This is a genomic window from Cryobacterium sp. BB736 (assembly GCF_014980265.1).
Classification (GTDB): Bacteria; Actinomycetota; Actinomycetes; order Actinomycetales; family Microbacteriaceae; genus Terrimesophilobacter.
The window spans coordinates 741,321-756,867 of sequence record NZ_JABXWQ010000001.1 but is presented as its reverse complement, the minus strand read 5'-3'; the positions used below and the strand labels follow the sequence as shown (position 1 = coordinate 756,867).

Genomic DNA, 15,547 nt, shown 5'->3' with positions numbered 1-15,547 from the left:
CTCAACCGCGCTTGATCGTGCCCTCGATGATCGAAATCTCCTGGGTCGCGAGTTCGCGGTCGCGCTGGTCTCCGCGATACCGGATGACGAACCGTCGCGCCGGGCGGGAGTAACGCACGCGCAGGTCCTTGTATCTGACCATCCAGATTACCGCGATGATCACCGCGAGGAATGTGCCCGCTGCGCCCACTCCGAGTGCCCAGCGCGGGCCGAACTCGTTCGCGACCCAGCCGATCAGCGGAGCGCCGATGGGGGTGCCGCCGGTGAAGATCGCCATGTAGACGGCCATCACGCGGCCCCGCATCATCGGCGCCGTCGACGTCTGCACGTAGGCGTTCGCCGCGGTCATCATGGTGATCGAGCTAGCTCCGATGAGCACGAGCGCAGCCACGTAGGTCCAATAGGTGGGCATGAACGCGGCCAGCAGGATCGCGGCGCCGAACGCGGCGGATGCGCCGATCACGAGTCGAAGGCGCGGCCGGTCGCGACGGGCGGCGAGCAGTGCGCCAGTGAGGGCACCGATCGCCATGATCGAGGACATCAGCCCGTACTCGCCTGCACCCACCCCGAATTCGACGGTGGCCATAGTGGAGTTGAACACGGCAAAGTTCATCGCGAACGTGCCCATTAGGAAGATCATCACGAGGATCAGCACGATGTCGCTGCGTGAGCCGACATAGCGCAGCCCGGCGCGAATCTGACCCTTCGCCCTAGGCGGTCGCACGGCTGGGTGCAACTGGTCAACACGCATCATCCACAGGGCGATGAGCACGGCGGCGAAGGTCAGTCCGTTCAGCACGAATACCCAGCCCGGCCCGACGATGGCCACGAGCACTCCGGCCGCCGCCGGGCCGAAGAGGCGTGCGGCGTGGAACGACGCGGAGTTCAGCGCAACCGCGTTCGGCAGGTTCTTCTCACTCACGAGATCGGAGACGAACGCCTGGCGCGCGGGCGAGTCGACAGCGGCCGCAACACCGAGCGCCGTGGCGAAGGCGAAGACGTGCCACAGCTCGACCACGCCGAAGATCACAATGGCGCCGAGTGAGACACCGAGCAGCGCCATGGTCACCTGGGTCCAGATCAGCACCGTGCGCCGGTCGAACCGGTCGGCGACCCAGCCGGCGACCGGCATGAGCAGCAGCTGCGGGCCGAATTGGAGCGCAATCGTGACGCCGACGGCTGCCGCGTCGTGATCGGTCAGCTCGGTGAGCACCAGCCATTCCTGGGCGGTGCGCTGCATCCACGCGCCGATGTTGGAGACGAGCGCCCCGATGAACCACAGCCGGTAGTTGAAGATGCCCAGCGAGCGGAACATCGCCCTCATTGCTCGGCCAGCTTTTTCAGCACGGGGGTGGCGGCGCTGAGCGCGTCGCGCTCGTCCTGGCTGAGTCCGGCGAGCTGTTTGGTGAACCAGGCATCCCGCCGCTTGCGGGTTTCCTTGATGAAGTCGGCACCGGCATCCGAGATGCTCAGGATGACCCGGCGGGCGTCCTGCTCGTCGACCTCACGTTCGAGCAACCCGGCCGCGACGAGCGCGTTGACGGTGCGGTTCATGCTCGGCGGCGTGACGCCCTCGAGTTCGGCGAGCGAACGCAGCGTCTGCGGACCATTGTTGTGGATGGTCGCAAGCACCGAGCGCTGACCCTCTGTGACGTCACCGTCGGCCTGCATGATCCGGATGCGACGGCTCAGTCTCTGTACGGCGAAGCGGAGCTCCTGAGCGGCAACGGGTTTCATAGATCGATTAGTCTATCAAATTAGTTTGGCTAACGAAACTGGAAGCGCGCAGTTGGCTGGGCCGCGCAATACACTGGCCCTGAGCAAGGAGGCCCAGTGTCCGATAGCGAAACGGTCACGCGCGAGGAGCGCACCTTCGTCGACACAGACGGCGTGACGATCCACCACTACCGCTGGGTTGCTCCCGCCGCCACCGCGGTGGTGCAAATCGTCCACGGTCTCGGCGAGCACGCCAAGCGCTACGAGTGGCTCGCCCAGAAGCTCGTCGCCTCCGGGTACTCCGTCTACGCCGACGACCACCGTGGGCACGGCGAGACCGGCCGCGAGCAGTACGCGGGCGATCTGACGCGGCTGGGCCGGCTCGGCCCGGGCGGGCATCGGGCGACCGTCGAGGCCGTGCGCCAGTTCACCCGCATCATCCGGGAGGAGAACACGTCGCTGCCGCTCGTGCTGCTCGGCCACAGCTGGGGATCGATCATCGCCCAGCTGATCATCAACAGGCATCCGGGTGACTATGACGCGCTCATCCTCAGCGGCACCGCGTACCGGACGCTGCGGCACATGAACTCGGGAGACCTGGCTGCCAGGCACAGGCACCTCGGCACGACCGGCTACGAGTGGCTCAGCCGGGACGCCGCGGTCGGCGACGCGTTCAAGGCCGACCCGCTGACCTTCGACGCGAAGACCCTGAAACTCTTCGGCATCCGGGACAGCCTCGGGCTGCTCGGCACCCCTGCGAAGCAACTCGCCTCCGACATCCCGGTGCTGATTCAGATCGGCAGCGACGACTCGCTGGGCGGTCCGCGCAGCGCCGAGCTCCTCGCCGCCGCCTACCTGAAGCGGTCCCGGCTCAGCGATGTCGAGTTGATCGTGTACACGGATGCCCGGCACGAAGTCTTCAACGAGACCAACCGCGACGAGGTGGTCGCCGACACGCTGCGCTGGCTGGGATCGCGCCTGAGATGACGTCGATCTTCTCCAAGATCATCCGCGGTGAGGCACCCGCCAGGTTCATCTGGAAGGACGAGAAGTGCGTGGCGTTCCTCACGATCGAGCCGCGGCAGCCCGGCCACACGCTGGTCGTGCCGCGCGAAGAGGTGGACCGTTGGCTCGATGTGCCTGACACCCTCATCGCCCACTTGATGGTGGTCGCGCACAAGATCGGGCTGGCGCAGCGCGATGAGTGGCAGTCCGATCGCGCCGGCCTGATGATCGAGGGCTACATGGTGCCGCACCTGCACATCCACGTCTGGCCGAGCTGGTCGCCGTGGGAATTCCACCCTGGTGGCATCGATCGATCGGCGAAACCGGCCGACCTCGACGATGCCGCGGTGCGGCTGCGCGCCCGGCTGCGAACCCACGGCCACGAGGACCACGTACCTGCCGAGGATTAGGCTGGATATCTGCTGAGTCGCGGTGAACGGAGGATCATGCACGGCGAGTACAAGGTGCCAGGCGGCAAGCTCGTCGTTGTCGACCTCGAGGTCGAGGGTGGCAAGATCACCGGCTTCCGCCTCGCCGGCGACTTCTTCCTCGAACCGGACTCTGCGCTCGAGGAGATCAACGCCGCGGTCAACGGGCTGCCGGCCGATTCGGATGCCGCAACCATCGCATCCGTGGTCCGCCACGCGCTCCCGGAGGGCGTGCAGATGCTTGGCTTCTCGCCGGAGGCGGTCGCGACGACGGTTCGACGTGCACTCTCGCAAGCCAGCACCTGGACCGACTACGACTGGCAGCTCGTGCACGGGGACGCGTACCCGCCCACGCTGCAGCTCGCACTCGACCAGGTGCTGACCGAGGAGGTCGGCGCCGGACGACGCAAGCCGACGCTGCGCATGTGGGAGTGGAACGAGCCGGCGGTCGTCATCGGCAGCTTCCAGTCGGTGAAGAACGAGGTCGACCTGGAGAACGCCGAGAAGTACGGTTTCCAGGTGGTGCGCCGGATCAGCGGCGGCGGCGCCATGCTCATGGACGCCGGCACGATCATCACCTACTCGATCTACGCGCCCTCCGAGCTCGTGCACGGGATGTCGTTCGCGGACTCGTACGCATTCCTCGACGAGTGGGTGATCACCGGGCTGAAGAAGCTCGGCATCGATGCCTACTACCAGCCGCTCAACGACATCGCCAGCAGCAAGGGCAAGATCGGCGGCGCAGCCCAGAAACGCATCGGCGCCGGCGCTGTGCTGCACCACGTCACCATGAGCTACGACATGGACGGCGACAAGATGGTGCAGATCCTGCGCATCGGCCGCGAGAAGATGAGCGACAAGGGCACCAAGAGCGCCGCCAAGCGCGTCGACCCGCTGCGCAGCCAGACCGGACTGCCGCGCGAGGAGATCATCGGCAGCCTCAAGCAGACCTTCCGGGAGCTTTACGGCGCCACGGACGGTGAGATCACCCAGGACGAACTGGAGAAGGCGCAACGTCTGGTCGACGAGAAGTTCTCTACCGAGGAATGGCTGTACCGGGTTCCGTGAGGCGCACGGCACTCGTCGTCGGCCTCACCATCACGCTCGTCCTCGGCGTGGTGCTGTCGGCCATGGCCGGACAGCTGGCGGTGGCGCCCAGCGAGGTCATCGGCTCGCTGCTGCGCGCGATCGGCATCCAGAACGAGTGGGCACCGGATGACCCGGTGACCGAGGCAGCCCTGCTGGTGGTCCGCTTTCCCCGCATCCTGATGGCGCTCGCGGTTGGTGCGGCGCTCGCCGTAGCGGGCGCGGTCATGCAGGCGATCTTCGGCAACCCGCTCGCCGAGCCGGGGGTGGTCGGCGTGTCATCCGGTGCCGCGCTCGGTGCCGCGATCGGGATCGTGTTCGGGCTCACCGCGCTCGGCGGCTGGAGCGTCGCCGCGCTCGCCTTCCTCGGCGGTCTCGTGGCGACCCTGCTCGTCTACTTCATGTCGCGAGCCAATGGGCGCACCGAGGTCGTCACGTTGCTGCTCACCGGCATCGCGGTCAACGCGTTCGGCGGCGCGGGGCTGGCGCTGCTGCTGTTCCTCGGCGACTCGGCGAGCCGGGAGCAGATCATCTTCTGGCAGCTCGGCTCCCTGAACGGGTCGCGCTGGCAGGAGGCCATCATCGTCTTCGTCGTCGCGGCGATCGGCAGCGTCGTGGCGGTCAGCATTGCACGCAGACTGGACCTGCTCTCGCTCGGCGAGCGGAACGCGCGCCACCTGGGGCTGAACGTCGAACGCCTGCGGATCTGGTCGATCGTGCTGGTCGCGCTGCTGACCGGCGCAGCCGTCGCGTTCTGCGGCATCATCGCATTCGTCGGCCTGGTTGTGCCGCACATCATCCGCATGATCATCGGCCCGTCGCACCGCGGTGTCATCATCGGCAGCGCCTTCGGCGGCGGCGCGCTCATGCTGTTCGCCGACCTCGCCGCTCGCACGCTCATCCCCGGCGCCGACCTGCCGATCGGCATGCTCACCTCGCTCATCGGCGGCCCGTTCTTCTTCTGGCTGCTGTTCCGGGCGCGCCAGCGCAGTGGAGGCTGGGCATGAGCGCACCGGAGGTCGCAATACGGGCCGAGCAGGTCGGCCTGGTTCTCGACGAGAATCGCATCCTCGACGCGGTGAGCATCGACATCCGGCGTGGTGAGATCCTCGCGCTTGTCGGCCCGAACGGTGCGGGCAAGTCGTCGCTGCTTGGCGTGCTCTCCGGTGACATGCCGCCCACGGAAGGGCGTGTGCTGCTCGACGGTCGCGAGCTCGACTCCTATCGGCCGATCGAGCTCGCCCGGCGCCGCGCTGTCCTGACTCAGGAGAATGCGGTGACGTTCCCGTTCCGGGTGCGCGAGGTCGTCGAGATGGGCCGAAGCCCATGGGCGCGGACGCCGCAGTTCGAGGATGACCAGGCCGCCATCGCCGCGGCGCTCGCCAAGACCGACGTCAGTCACCTGGCCGATCGCCGCTACACCCGGCTGTCCGGCGGCGAGAAGGCCCGGGTGTCGCTCGCGCGCGTGCTCGCGCAGCGCGCCGGCATCCTGTTCCTCGACGAGCCGACGGCGGCCCTGGACCTGCGCCACCAGGAGGAGGTGCTGCGCACCGCGGGCGAGCTGGCGGCCGGGGGGGCGGCGGTGGTCGTGGTGCTGCACGAACTCTCCCTCGCCGGCGCCTACGCCGACCGCATCGCGCTGATCTCCGCCGGGCGGCTCGCAAGGCTGGGCGACCCGGCGACCGTGCTGACCGCCGACCTGATCAGCGAGGTGTACGGGCTCGACGTGGAGATCCTCACCCAGGAGTCGACGGGGCGGCCGATCGTACTTCCGAAGCGCGCACCGCACTCGGGTTAGGATCATCCGCATGGCCGGCTTCATGGGTGCCCTCGATGAGGTGTTCTACCCGACCAAGCACGAGGCGGAGCAGGAACTCTCGCGGCAAAGCGTGCTGCCTGCGCCAGCACCCATCCCCGGGGACGGAGATCACGGGGTCTACGGCGGCAAGATCGTGATCGACCTCGAGAAGGCCAACTACCCGAAGAAGCGCTAGCTAGCGCCCGGCGAGTTCCAGATACTCCGGATGCCGGTCGACCCAGCGGGCCGCGTGCGGGCAGACGGCGACCACGCGCGCCTGCGTGGTGTCGTGCAGCGAGTCGAAGAGTTCCTGCAGCATCATGTCGTCGACACCCTGGCCACGCAGCTGCGGCCTCACCTCGGTGTGCACCAGGCGCAACTCGTTCGGTGTCCGTTGGAAGTCGACCAGGGCAACCTCCTCGCCATCACGCAGATACAGAACGCGGTCCTGGCCGGGCAGCCACTTGAGTTCGGTCGACATGCGGTCAGGCTAGGGACGGATTCTGGGAGGTTGCTCGAACTGCCAGAATTGGCGCATGCCGATCGAGTGGAGTGCCGAGGGTGAGAACCTGGTCCTCCACGGCGACAACCTTGCGGCCATCGCCCAGTTGCCGGATGCCGCGTTCACGGTCATCTACCTCGACCCCCCGTTCAACACCGGGCGCAGCCAGGCCAGGCAAACCACGACCAACGTGCGCAGCGCATCCGGGACCGTGATCGGCTTCCAGGGGCAGCGCTACGAGCGCATCAAGGGCGACCTCGTGAGCTACGACGACTCGTTCGAGGACTACTGGATGTTCCTCGAGCCGCGGCTGACCGAGGCGTGGCGGCTGCTCGCCGACGACGGCACCCTGTACCTGCACCTCGATTACCGCGAGGTTCACTATGCGAAGGTGCTGCTCGACGCGTTGTTCGGCCGGGAGTGCTTCTTGAACGAGATCATCTGGGCCTACGACTACGGCGGCAAGTCGAAGCGGCGCTGGCCGTCAAAGCACGACACGATCCTCGTCTACGTGAAGAACCCGGACCGCTACTTCTTCGACTCCGAGGCGGTCGACCGGGAGCCGTACATGGCGCCGGGACTGGTGACGCCGGAGAAGGCCGAGCGGGGGAAGCTGCCGACGGATGTCTGGTGGCACACCATCGTGTCGCCGACCGGTAAGGAGAAGACCGGCTACCCGACCCAGAAGCCGGAGGGAATCCTGCGGCGGATGATCCAGGCGTCGAGTCGGCCGGGGGACTGGGTACTCGACTTCTTCGCCGGCAGCGGCACGACCGGTGCGGTGGCGGCGGCGCTTGGTCGCCGGTTCGTGCTCGTGGATGAGAGGGACGAGGCGATCGCGATTATCCGGCGCCGTCTGGAGAAGGCAGGCGTCGCCTTCGAGTGATGTGGTCCCGCCCCACCGGGCGGGACCACATCGGGCCTATCCTGCGATCTTCAGCGATTTCAGGTCGACCTTGTCGGATGCTCCCTGCATGCCGATTTCGTGGATACCCGGAAGAACGAGCTTGCCGTCGCGAATCGCGTTGGCGAGTCGCTCGAGCTCAGCACGGGTCTCGTCGGTGACAAGCTCGCCGGTCGAGCCGCGGAACTCCGCGAGCTCGCCGAACGGCCCATTGGCCAGTGAGAACTCATACGACTTCGCTTCCAGCTTTCCTGCCGCAGCGAGTTCGATCATGCGCTTGCTGACCTCGTCGAGGTGGTAAAGCACCGAGCCGAGCACGGCATCCGGAGCTTCGTCGTACCAGTCGACGTATTGCCCGATGACCAGACCGCCGTGCTTCTCAGCGGCGGCGAACACGCCACGGATGGCGTCGTTCAGGGCAACCAGGATGATGTCAGCGCCTGCCGCGTACTGAGCGTCAGCCGCAGCGCGAGCCGCCGCGGTGTCGCTCAGCGACATGGTGTAGACCTTGTCCACCTTGATGGTCGGGTCCACGTAACGCACGCCAAGCGCGAAGGCCTCCATCTGGCTGGTCAGCGTCGGGGAGTCGAATGCCCCGATCGCACCGACGTGCTTGGTCTTCGTCGTCAACCCTGCAAGCACTCCCGACAGGAATGCGCCTTCTTCCCAGTGCGGGTACATGGTGCACACGTTCGGGAGGTACTCCTTGCGTGGACCTTCCGCGCCGCACACGAACGCGTTGGGGAACTTCTTCGCCAGCCGGTCCAGGGCCTGCGGAACCTCGCTGGTGCCGTAGATGACCGCAGTCGCTCCTTCGCTCAAGGCTGCACCGCCAGCACGCTCGAGGGAGTCCGCCGAGTTCAGCTGGTCGGTGTAGCTGATGCTGTAGTTGTCGCCGAGAACCTCCTGGGCCTGCAGTGAACCCTCGTACCAGTTCTGGGTCCACGATGAGTCGGTCATGCTGCCGCTGTTGAGCATGCTGATCTTTGTGCTGTCGTCGCCTGCAGCGCTGTCCGAACTGCATCCGGCAAGCACAAGCGCGCACATGGCCATGAGGGCGACGCCGGCTATGGCGTTGCGTTTCAACTTCATTGTTTGTCCTCTCCATTGATGGGGCATCGGCGGGCACCATGCACCCGCACGTTCAATCGACTCCTGCCCGTCGGTAGGAGACGCCGATGGCCGCCGGATACCGCGCCGCCCTGCCGATGACCACCGCGACGATGGTCACGACATAGGGCAGCATCGACCACAGCTGCGATGGCACGACCTCCAGCCCGAGAGTCTGGGCCTGATATTGGAAACTCTCTGCGAACCCGAACAGGGCGGCGGCGGGGATGGTCATGAGTGGACGCCATCGAGCGACCATCGCGATTGCGAGGGCGATGAAACCCTTTCCTGCTGTCATGCCTGCGGTGAATGCCCCGGACTGCAGAACCACCAGCGCTGCGCCTCCCACGGCGATCAGTGCGCATCCGATTGTCAGGGCGAGGCCGCGAATCGCGTTGACGCTCACCCCGGCTGAGTCGACGGCCTCTGGACGCTCTCCCGCCGCCCGCGTGTGCAGTCCGAACCAGGTGGAGAACAGCAGATGGTGAGTTAGCGGAACAAGCAACACCACGAGGTACACGAACAGTGGCTGACTGAACAATGACGGCCCGACGACCGGCAGGTCAGACAGCAGCGGAATGGGCGTCGATTGGAATATCGCCCCGGCCGTATTCGCGGTGAAGTGGCTGACGTACAGCATGGTGGTCAGACCGAGGGCCAGCAGGTTGAAGAGGATGCCGCCCACGATCTGGTTCACCCGGCGGGTGATGTACAGCCAGGACAGTGCCGCACCGAGGAGCACCCCCGCCGGAATCGACACCAGAACTGCGGCGACCAGCCCCAAACCGAGTTGCAGAGCGGCTGCAGCGGCGAAGCAGCCGCACAGCATCACTCCCTCGATGGAGATGTTGAGCACTCCTGCTCGCTCGGCGATGATCTCGCCCAGGGCGGCCAGCATGATCGGGGTCATCAGCAGCACGGTGCTGCCGAGGAGCACGACGAGAATCGATTCCATAGCTACTTGCCTCCGATACGGCCGGGAGGGAAGACCCAGAACGCGAGGAGCGAGATGACCAGCACCGCCTGAACCAGGATCGCCGCGGAGGCGGACAGCCCGACGATCGGTTCCAAGTAGCTGCCACCCACCGTCAGCGCCGCGAACAGGATGGCGCTCGGCACCACCCAGGCAGGCTTCGCACGGGCGAGCATGGCGATCGCGATACCTACGAACCCGAACCCGGGCGAGAATCCGCGCACTAGGAGTCCCTGAATGCCGATCACGATCACGCTTCCGGCGAGACCGGCGAACGCTCCGCCCAGGGCAAGCGAGAGAGCCTGCAGCCGGGCAACTGGCAGGCCGGCATTGCGGGCAGCATCCAGCCCCAACCCGACGGCGCGGATGCGTAGGCCGAGGCTCGTCCACATCAGCAGGATGTGCGCCGCCACGGCTGCCAGGATGGCGACGATGATGGTGAGGTTGACGCCTGCACCCGGCCACACGTCCGGGAGCTCAACGCCTTCAGGCAGGTGTGGACTCGCGCTCGGCACTCCACTGTCGGCGAATACGCGCGTGATGGCGAGGTCCACGAGCAGGATGGCGACAAAGTTGAGCATCAGGGTCGTGAGAACTTCGTTCGCGGAGAGCACCGATTTCAGGGCTCCGGCGATCGCACCCCAGGTCGCGCCAGCTAGGGCCCCGCTAACCAATGCCGCGACCACCACGACTGGTGGGGGTGCTTGTAGGTTGAGCCCCACGAGCACAGCCGCCAAGGCGCCGACGAACATCTGCCCTTCGCCGCCGATGTTCCACAGCTGCGCTCGCGCTGGGACTGCGGCGGCGAGCGCGACCAGAATTAGCACCCCCGTGAGCATCAGGGTCTCCTCGAAGCCGAACCGGCTTCCGAACGATCCCTTGTACAGCGCGCCGTAGGCGTCAATGGGGCTGGCCCCGGCGAGCCAGAACACTGCGGAGGTGATCGCTGCCGTGAGCGCCAGCGCCAATGCGACGACCAGTGACTTCTTGCGCACTGTGCCCGGGCTGAGTCGTTTCATTCCAGCGCCCCGATCATCGCGCGGCCGATGAGGACCGTATCGGCGCCATCCGTGTCGCACTCGTAAGCGATGCGTCCCCGGTAGATGACGCCAACGCGGTCGGAGACGGCCAGCAACTCGTCGAGGTCGGCCGAAACTAGCAGGACTGCGGCACCGGCGTCCCGCAGGGCAAGCAACTTCTTGTGTACGAACCCTGTTGCCGCAATGTCGAGGCCGCGCGACGGGTGCGCGGCGATGACCACTCTCGGGACACGGTCGGTCTCTCTTGCCAGTACGAGCTTCTGCTGGTTACCGCCGGAGAGGTTGCCGGCTCGCATGCCTGGGTCGCCCGGGCGCACGTCGTACGCCGTCAGTTGCTCCTTGGCCAGGCGCAACATTTCCCGCCGACGGAGGAAGCCCATCCGCGTCACGCTGGGATCCCCTTCTGCGACGCGGGTCAGCATGAGGTTCTCGGCAAGTGACAGGTCGCCGATCACGTCCCATCTCAGCCGGTCTTCACTGATGACGGCGACCCCGGAGCGGTCCAGCCCGGCCGGCGTGAGCCGGGTGCGGGCCTTGCCCGCGATCTCGACGGTGCCTGACTCCAGCGGCCTGACCCCTGACAGTGCTTCCACCAGTTCGCGCTGCCCGTTGCCTTCCACCCCGGCGATCCCCAGGATTTCTCCTTCGCGGACGGCCAGGTCAAGCCGATCCACTGACTTCTCGCCGCGGTCTCCCGCCACCTCCAGTTGCCGTACGCCGAGGACGACTGGGCCGAAGCTCGTCTTGAAGGCTCGCTTCACGGCCGGCAGCGGACTTCCGACCAGGGCGTGCGTGAGCCGCTCTTCGTCGAATTCGTCACGACTGAGGCTCGCGGTCACTTTGCCCGCCCGCATCACCGTGACGCGGTCGGCGATCGCCATCACCTCGCGGAGCTTGTGCGTGATGATCGCCACCGAGTGTCCGCGCTCCCTCAATTCTGACAGTGTCTCGAACAGTCGATCAACGTAGGCGCGGCCGAGGATCGCGGTTGGTTCGTCCAGGATCACTGTTCCGATGCGACGGTGGAGCAGGCGCACAATCTCGACCTGCTGCACTCGATCTGCGGACAGGTTGTCCAGCCGCGCGTTGGGGTCGAGCTGTACCCCGTACTCCTCACACACCGCCGCGACCCGCTGGGCGGTCTCCTTGCGCGAGTATCGCGAGAACCAGCCAGGCTGCCTGCCGAGCACGATGTTCTCGGCCACCGTCAGCTCCGGCACCAGCACCGAATGCTGGTGCACCATGCCGATGCCTAGCCCGAGCGCCGTCGCCGGATCTAGGATGCCGACCGGCTTGCCGTCGATGCTGATGGTGCCGGAGTCCGGCTGAAGGTAACCGGACAGCATCCGGAGCAATGTCGTCTTTCCGGCGCCGTTCTCGCCGAGGAGCGCGTGGATTTCTCCCGGCCTCAGTTCGAAGTCCACGCTGTCGTTGGCCACGAGTGACCCGAATGACCGCGTAATGCCGCGCATCTCGATGACGCGCGCGAGCGATTCGGTGAACACCTCGGGCCGGGCGGTGAAGGTGCTCATCGCGCGGATTCCACAAAAAGAGGTACAGCTTCAACGTGTTCCCGCTCCACCCTCACCAGCCCGCGATCGCAGAGTTTCAGCCCCGGGATGCTGACAGGCATCATCACGAATCCAGACAAAGTGACGATCCCTTCGCAGTCGGAACCGAGCTCATCGCGTACGATCCGCTCGAATCGTGCCATCGCGTCGACGACTTCTTCTGCCGGGCGTTCGGTCAACACACCGAAGAGCGGCAACCCCACTTCCGCGAGCACGAGGCCGTCGAGCACGGCGACCAGGCCGCCTCCCAGTTCAGCTGCGCGGTTGGCCGCGATCGCCATGTCGTAGTCGTTCACCCCGAGTGTCATCAGATTCATCAGCGCTGGGCTGTTGGTGGACGCGATGGCCCCACGGCGAATGCCGAAACCGCGCGCGAAACCGAGGCCGATTCGACCGGAAGCCTGATGCCGGTCGATGACGGCCATCTTGGCAATGTCGCGCTGCGGGTCGGCAGACACGTCGCCACCGGCAGTCGCCATCGTGACCACACTCTCCCGGGTGACCAACACGCCCGGCTGAACGTCGATCACCCTGAGATCGGCGTGGCTCCCAGCCTGTGGTGCCGTGACCTTGAAGTCACCCGCGCTCAGAGGGCGGTGGATGTGGATGGTTTGAGTGAACGCCTCGGGTGCGGGGAGCGAGTCATGGCGTTTGGCGGGACGCCCGGCGGTGACCACCTGCACGGCTCCGACGAATACGTCGCTGACCCGGAAATCGTTCAGGTCATCGACGATGTTGATGTGTGCTGTCCGCCCGGGCGTGATGCTTCCAAGGTCGCCATCGACACGCAGGTATTCTGCGGCGTTCAAACTCGCGATCCGGATCGCGTCGATCGGACTCACGCCAGCCTCGATGGCACGGCGGACCATGGAGTCGATGTGGCCGCGCGCAGTGTGCTGCACTTCCTGGCCATCCGTGCAGAACATGAAGAAGCGGGGATCTGCCCCGTGGACCGTGATCGCTTCGATCACTCGGTCGAAGTCGCGTGCCCCTGACCCTTCCCGGATCTGCACCTTCACCCCGAGAGCCACGCGTTCGAGGGCTTCCTCGGCGGACACGGCTTCGTGGTCTGAGCTCACCCCCACGGTGACTGACGCCTGGAGTTCCGCACCGGTCATGCCCTCGAGGTGCCCGGCGATGACCTTGTTCTCACGCCGTGCCCGCTCGATCATTGCCGTAGCGGTGGGGTCACCCAGACGCTCGAGGTGTACATTCCACTCCCGAATCTCAACGCACGCGGGGTGGTCGATAAGGCCCAAGAACTCCTCAGAGCTGATGCGCTCGAGGTTGCCAAACGGTCCGAGGCCCCGCTGGCAGGCGATGAAGGGTGAGAGGAAGACGCGTAGGTCGCAATCTGCGGCTTGGCCCAGCATCCAGTCGATGGCGGCCCTGCCGCCGATCATGCCGGCCTCGTAGAAGCAGGCGCTGACTGCTGCCGTTCCCCGCGAAACCAAGAGTCGAGACAGCTCGGGCAAATTGAGCTGGCAGCCAACGAGGTGGAGGTGGGTGTCGATCAACCCGGGCACCAGGTACGAACCTTGGGCGTCGTATTCCTTCGTGTGCTGACCGATGCTGGCGGAGACATCGCCGACCGCAGCGATCCTTCCGTGTGAGATTGCGACATCCGCGTCCCGGATCTGACCGGAGTAGACGTCGACCAGGCGACCGCGGCGGATGACGAGTTCTGCAGGCTCAAGGCCGAGCGCAACTGCGGCGAGCTCGGCTCGCTCATGGTTCGGCATGATGATTACGCGCGTACGGGTGGCGGATTAGGCCTGCCGTCGCTGAGGTAGTGACGGTTGAGGGTACGTCCGTCCGTGCGTCTCGATTTCATCGACATCTCCCTTGAGGCCTGCAATCGATTGCGATAACGGCCACAAGGTATCGCAAAACTGTGAAGCGGTCAAAATCAGGTTAGGTAGGTGCTCCTGCGGTTGATTCGGGCACCGAAACTCACCCGGCGATGACCGCCACGGCCTCGATCTCCACTCGAATCCAGTCGAAGACGAAGCCGCTCACCTGCACGGCCGAGCTGGCGGGGGGCTGCGACGTATCGACGAAGGTGTCGCGCACCTCGCGGACGGCGCCGAACTCGGCCATGTCGATCACGAAGATGGTCAGCTTCACCACGTCTCGGAAGGATCCACCGACGGCTTCGAGCCCGGCGGCGAGGTTGGCGAACGCCTGCTCGGCCTGGCTGCGTGTGTCCCCATGGCCGACTACGTGGCCGTCTGGCGAGAATCCCACCTGGCCCGAGAGGTAGATTGTTCGACCGCCCGAGGTCTCGACGACGTGCGTGTACCCGGATGGCGCGGCGATCGTCGATGGATTGATGAAGTTCCGGGTCGTCGTGTCCGTCATGTCAGTGCACTCCCTTGTGGCTGGCGATGATGCTGCTCAGGTTACTGCGGCCGGAGCACACCGGTTCGTGGGCGCACTCGCCACAAAATAGACTCGCTACATGCCTGAGTCTGCCGCCCCCGTTTACAGCTATCTGGGGCCGCCGGGCACGTTCACCGAGATGGCTCTCGCGCAGGTTCCGGAGGCCGCGGGTAAGCAGTGGCGGCCGGTCAACAACGTCGGCGAAGCGTTCACCGACGTGGTGAGTGGCCGCAGCGTCGCCGCGATGATCGCGATCGAGAACTCGGTCGAGGGCGGCGTGACGGCCACGCAGGATGCGCTCGCCAACATCCCCGGCCTGCGGATCAGCGGCGAGTACCTGGTGCCGATCGACTTCGTGCTGGTGGCCCGCCCCGGCACGACGCTGGCCGACGTGCGCACCGTGAACGCGCATCCGGTCGCCTACGCACAGACGCACCAGTGGCTGGAGCAGACCATCCCCGGCCACCTGCACATTCCCGCGTCGTCGAATGTGGCGGCCGCCGCGTCCCTGCTCGAGGGCAGCGAAGCGGATGCCGCAGTCGCGCCCCCCGGGATCGACCGCAGGCATGACCTCGCGGTGCTCGCCGAGGAGATCGGCGACAGCCGGAACGCGGTCACTCGGTTCGTGCTGGTCAGCCGCCCGAAGGCGCTGCCGGAGCGCACCGGCGCGGACAAGACGAGCATCATCGCCGAATTGCCGACGGATGCGCCGGGTGCGCTGCTGGAGATGCTCGAGCAGTTCGCGACCCGCGGGGTGAACCTGAGCCTGATCCAGTCTCGGCCGATCGGCGACACCCTCGGCCGGTACCGGTTCGTGATCGACATCGACGGGCACGTTGAGGACGAGCGGGTCGCTGACGCGTTGCTCGGTCTCAAGCGGTTCAGCCCGCGGGTGATCTTCCTCGGTTCGTACCCGCGGGCCGATCGGGTGAAGACCACCGAGGTGCACGATCGCTACGGCGATGAGGCATTCGTCGACGCGCGCGACTGGCTGCGCGGGCTGGTAGCGGGCGAACCCTCCGACTGACTGGT

General features: G+C 66.2%; 17 protein-coding genes. 8 read left to right on the top strand and 9 right to left on the bottom strand.

The genetic code is table 11. The features are described 5' to 3' along the window. Window position 1: 1 nt before the first annotated feature. Together IRG63_RS03620 and IRG63_RS03615 are read right to left on the bottom strand one after the other, a co-directional pair. A complete protein-coding gene (locus IRG63_RS03620) occupies window positions 2–1,315 on the bottom strand; it encodes an MFS transporter (protein ID WP_227411714.1) in 1,314 nt (437 codons plus the stop codon). A 5-nt stretch (window positions 1,316–1,320) separates the two neighbouring features. Next, complete coding sequence (locus tag IRG63_RS03615) at window positions 1,321–1,737, bottom strand: MarR family winged helix-turn-helix transcriptional regulator (protein WP_168625859.1); 417 nt, start codon at window positions 1,735–1,737, stop codon at window positions 1,321–1,323. Between the two features lie 96 nt (window positions 1,738–1,833). Between IRG63_RS03615 and IRG63_RS03610 the strand changes: the two genes are divergently transcribed. Genes IRG63_RS03610 through IRG63_RS03585 form a run of 6 tightly spaced genes read left to right on the top strand, consistent with a single transcriptional unit; the run spans window position 1,834 to window position 6,229 of the window. Further along, window positions 1,834–2,703: an alpha/beta hydrolase gene (locus IRG63_RS03610; RefSeq protein WP_168625858.1), complete on the top strand. Its 870-nt coding sequence runs from the start codon at window positions 1,834–1,836 to the stop codon at window positions 2,701–2,703. Further along, window positions 2,700–3,131 (top strand): HIT family protein, encoded by a 432-nt coding sequence (locus IRG63_RS03605; protein ID WP_193509242.1) that lies wholly within the window; start codon window positions 2,700–2,702, stop codon window positions 3,129–3,131. Before IRG63_RS03610 ends, IRG63_RS03605 begins: the two co-directional genes overlap by 4 nt. Before the next feature lie 36 nt (window positions 3,132–3,167). Next, entirely contained in the window at window positions 3,168–4,217 is a 1,050-nt protein-coding gene (locus IRG63_RS03600; RefSeq protein ID WP_168625856.1) for a lipoate--protein ligase family protein, read from the top strand. Then, the gene (locus tag IRG63_RS03595) at window positions 4,196–5,242 is read left to right on the top strand and encodes an iron ABC transporter permease (protein ID WP_168625855.1); all 1,047 of its coding nucleotides are present in this window, start codon (window positions 4,196–4,198) and stop codon (window positions 5,240–5,242) included. Before IRG63_RS03600 ends, IRG63_RS03595 begins: the two co-directional genes overlap by 22 nt. Further along, window positions 5,239–6,033, top strand: a complete 795-nt coding sequence (locus tag IRG63_RS03590) for a heme ABC transporter ATP-binding protein (RefSeq protein ID WP_168625854.1) — start codon at window positions 5,239–5,241, stop codon at window positions 6,031–6,033. The genes IRG63_RS03595 and IRG63_RS03590 overlap by 4 nt, the downstream gene beginning before the upstream one ends. Before the next feature lie 10 nt (window positions 6,034–6,043). Further along, window positions 6,044–6,229: a hypothetical protein gene (locus tag IRG63_RS03585; RefSeq protein WP_168625853.1), complete on the top strand. Its 186-nt coding sequence runs from the start codon at window positions 6,044–6,046 to the stop codon at window positions 6,227–6,229. Here the strand turns inward: IRG63_RS03585 and IRG63_RS03580 are convergent, their stop codons facing one another. Then, entirely contained in the window at window positions 6,230–6,514 is a 285-nt protein-coding gene (locus IRG63_RS03580) for a GNAT family N-acetyltransferase (RefSeq protein WP_168625852.1), read from the bottom strand. A gap of 55 nt (window positions 6,515–6,569) precedes the next feature. Between IRG63_RS03580 and IRG63_RS03575 the strand changes: the two genes are divergently transcribed. Further along, a complete protein-coding gene (locus tag IRG63_RS03575) occupies window positions 6,570–7,421 on the top strand; it encodes a site-specific DNA-methyltransferase (RefSeq protein WP_193509241.1) in 852 nt (283 codons plus the stop codon). A 36-nt stretch (window positions 7,422–7,457) separates the two neighbouring features. On the opposite strand, the gene IRG63_RS03570 is transcribed toward IRG63_RS03575, so the two are convergent. The 6 genes from IRG63_RS03570 to IRG63_RS03545 all read right to left on the bottom strand — a co-directional run bounded on the left by IRG63_RS03570 (window position 7,458) and on the right by IRG63_RS03545 (window position 14,494). Beyond that, complete coding sequence (locus tag IRG63_RS03570) at window positions 7,458–8,531, bottom strand: BMP family protein (RefSeq protein WP_193509240.1); 1,074 nt, start codon at window positions 8,529–8,531, stop codon at window positions 7,458–7,460. 52 nt (window positions 8,532–8,583) lie between these two features. Then, window positions 8,584–9,504, bottom strand: a complete 921-nt coding sequence (locus IRG63_RS03565) for an ABC transporter permease (protein ID WP_193509239.1) — start codon at window positions 9,502–9,504, stop codon at window positions 8,584–8,586. Between the two features lie 2 nt (window positions 9,505–9,506). Beyond that, window positions 9,507–10,541, bottom strand: coding sequence for an ABC transporter permease (locus IRG63_RS03560; RefSeq protein ID WP_193509238.1), 1,035 nt, complete (start codon window positions 10,539–10,541; stop codon window positions 9,507–9,509). Then, window positions 10,538–12,094 carry an ABC transporter ATP-binding protein gene (locus IRG63_RS03555; protein WP_193509237.1) on the bottom strand — a complete coding sequence of 519 codons (1,557 nt, stop codon included), beginning with the start codon at window positions 12,092–12,094 and terminating at the stop codon, window positions 10,538–10,540. Before IRG63_RS03555 ends, IRG63_RS03560 begins: the two co-directional genes overlap by 4 nt. After that, entirely contained in the window at window positions 12,091–13,650 is a 1,560-nt protein-coding gene (locus IRG63_RS03550; RefSeq protein WP_193509236.1) for an adenine deaminase C-terminal domain-containing protein, read from the bottom strand. Before IRG63_RS03550 ends, IRG63_RS03555 begins: the two co-directional genes overlap by 4 nt. A 436-nt stretch (window positions 13,651–14,086) precedes the next feature. Next, window positions 14,087–14,494 carry a RidA family protein gene (locus IRG63_RS03545; protein ID WP_193509235.1) on the bottom strand — a complete coding sequence of 136 codons (408 nt, stop codon included), beginning with the start codon at window positions 14,492–14,494 and terminating at the stop codon, window positions 14,087–14,089. 100 nt (window positions 14,495–14,594) lie between these two features. Here IRG63_RS03545 and pheA point away from each other — a divergent pair, with 100 nt between their 5' ends. Next, on the top strand, window positions 14,595–15,542 hold the full coding sequence (pheA, locus tag IRG63_RS03540; RefSeq protein WP_193509234.1) for a prephenate dehydratase: 948 nt from the start codon (window positions 14,595–14,597) through the stop codon (window positions 15,540–15,542). The last annotated feature ends 5 nt before the right edge of the window (window positions 15,543–15,547 follow it).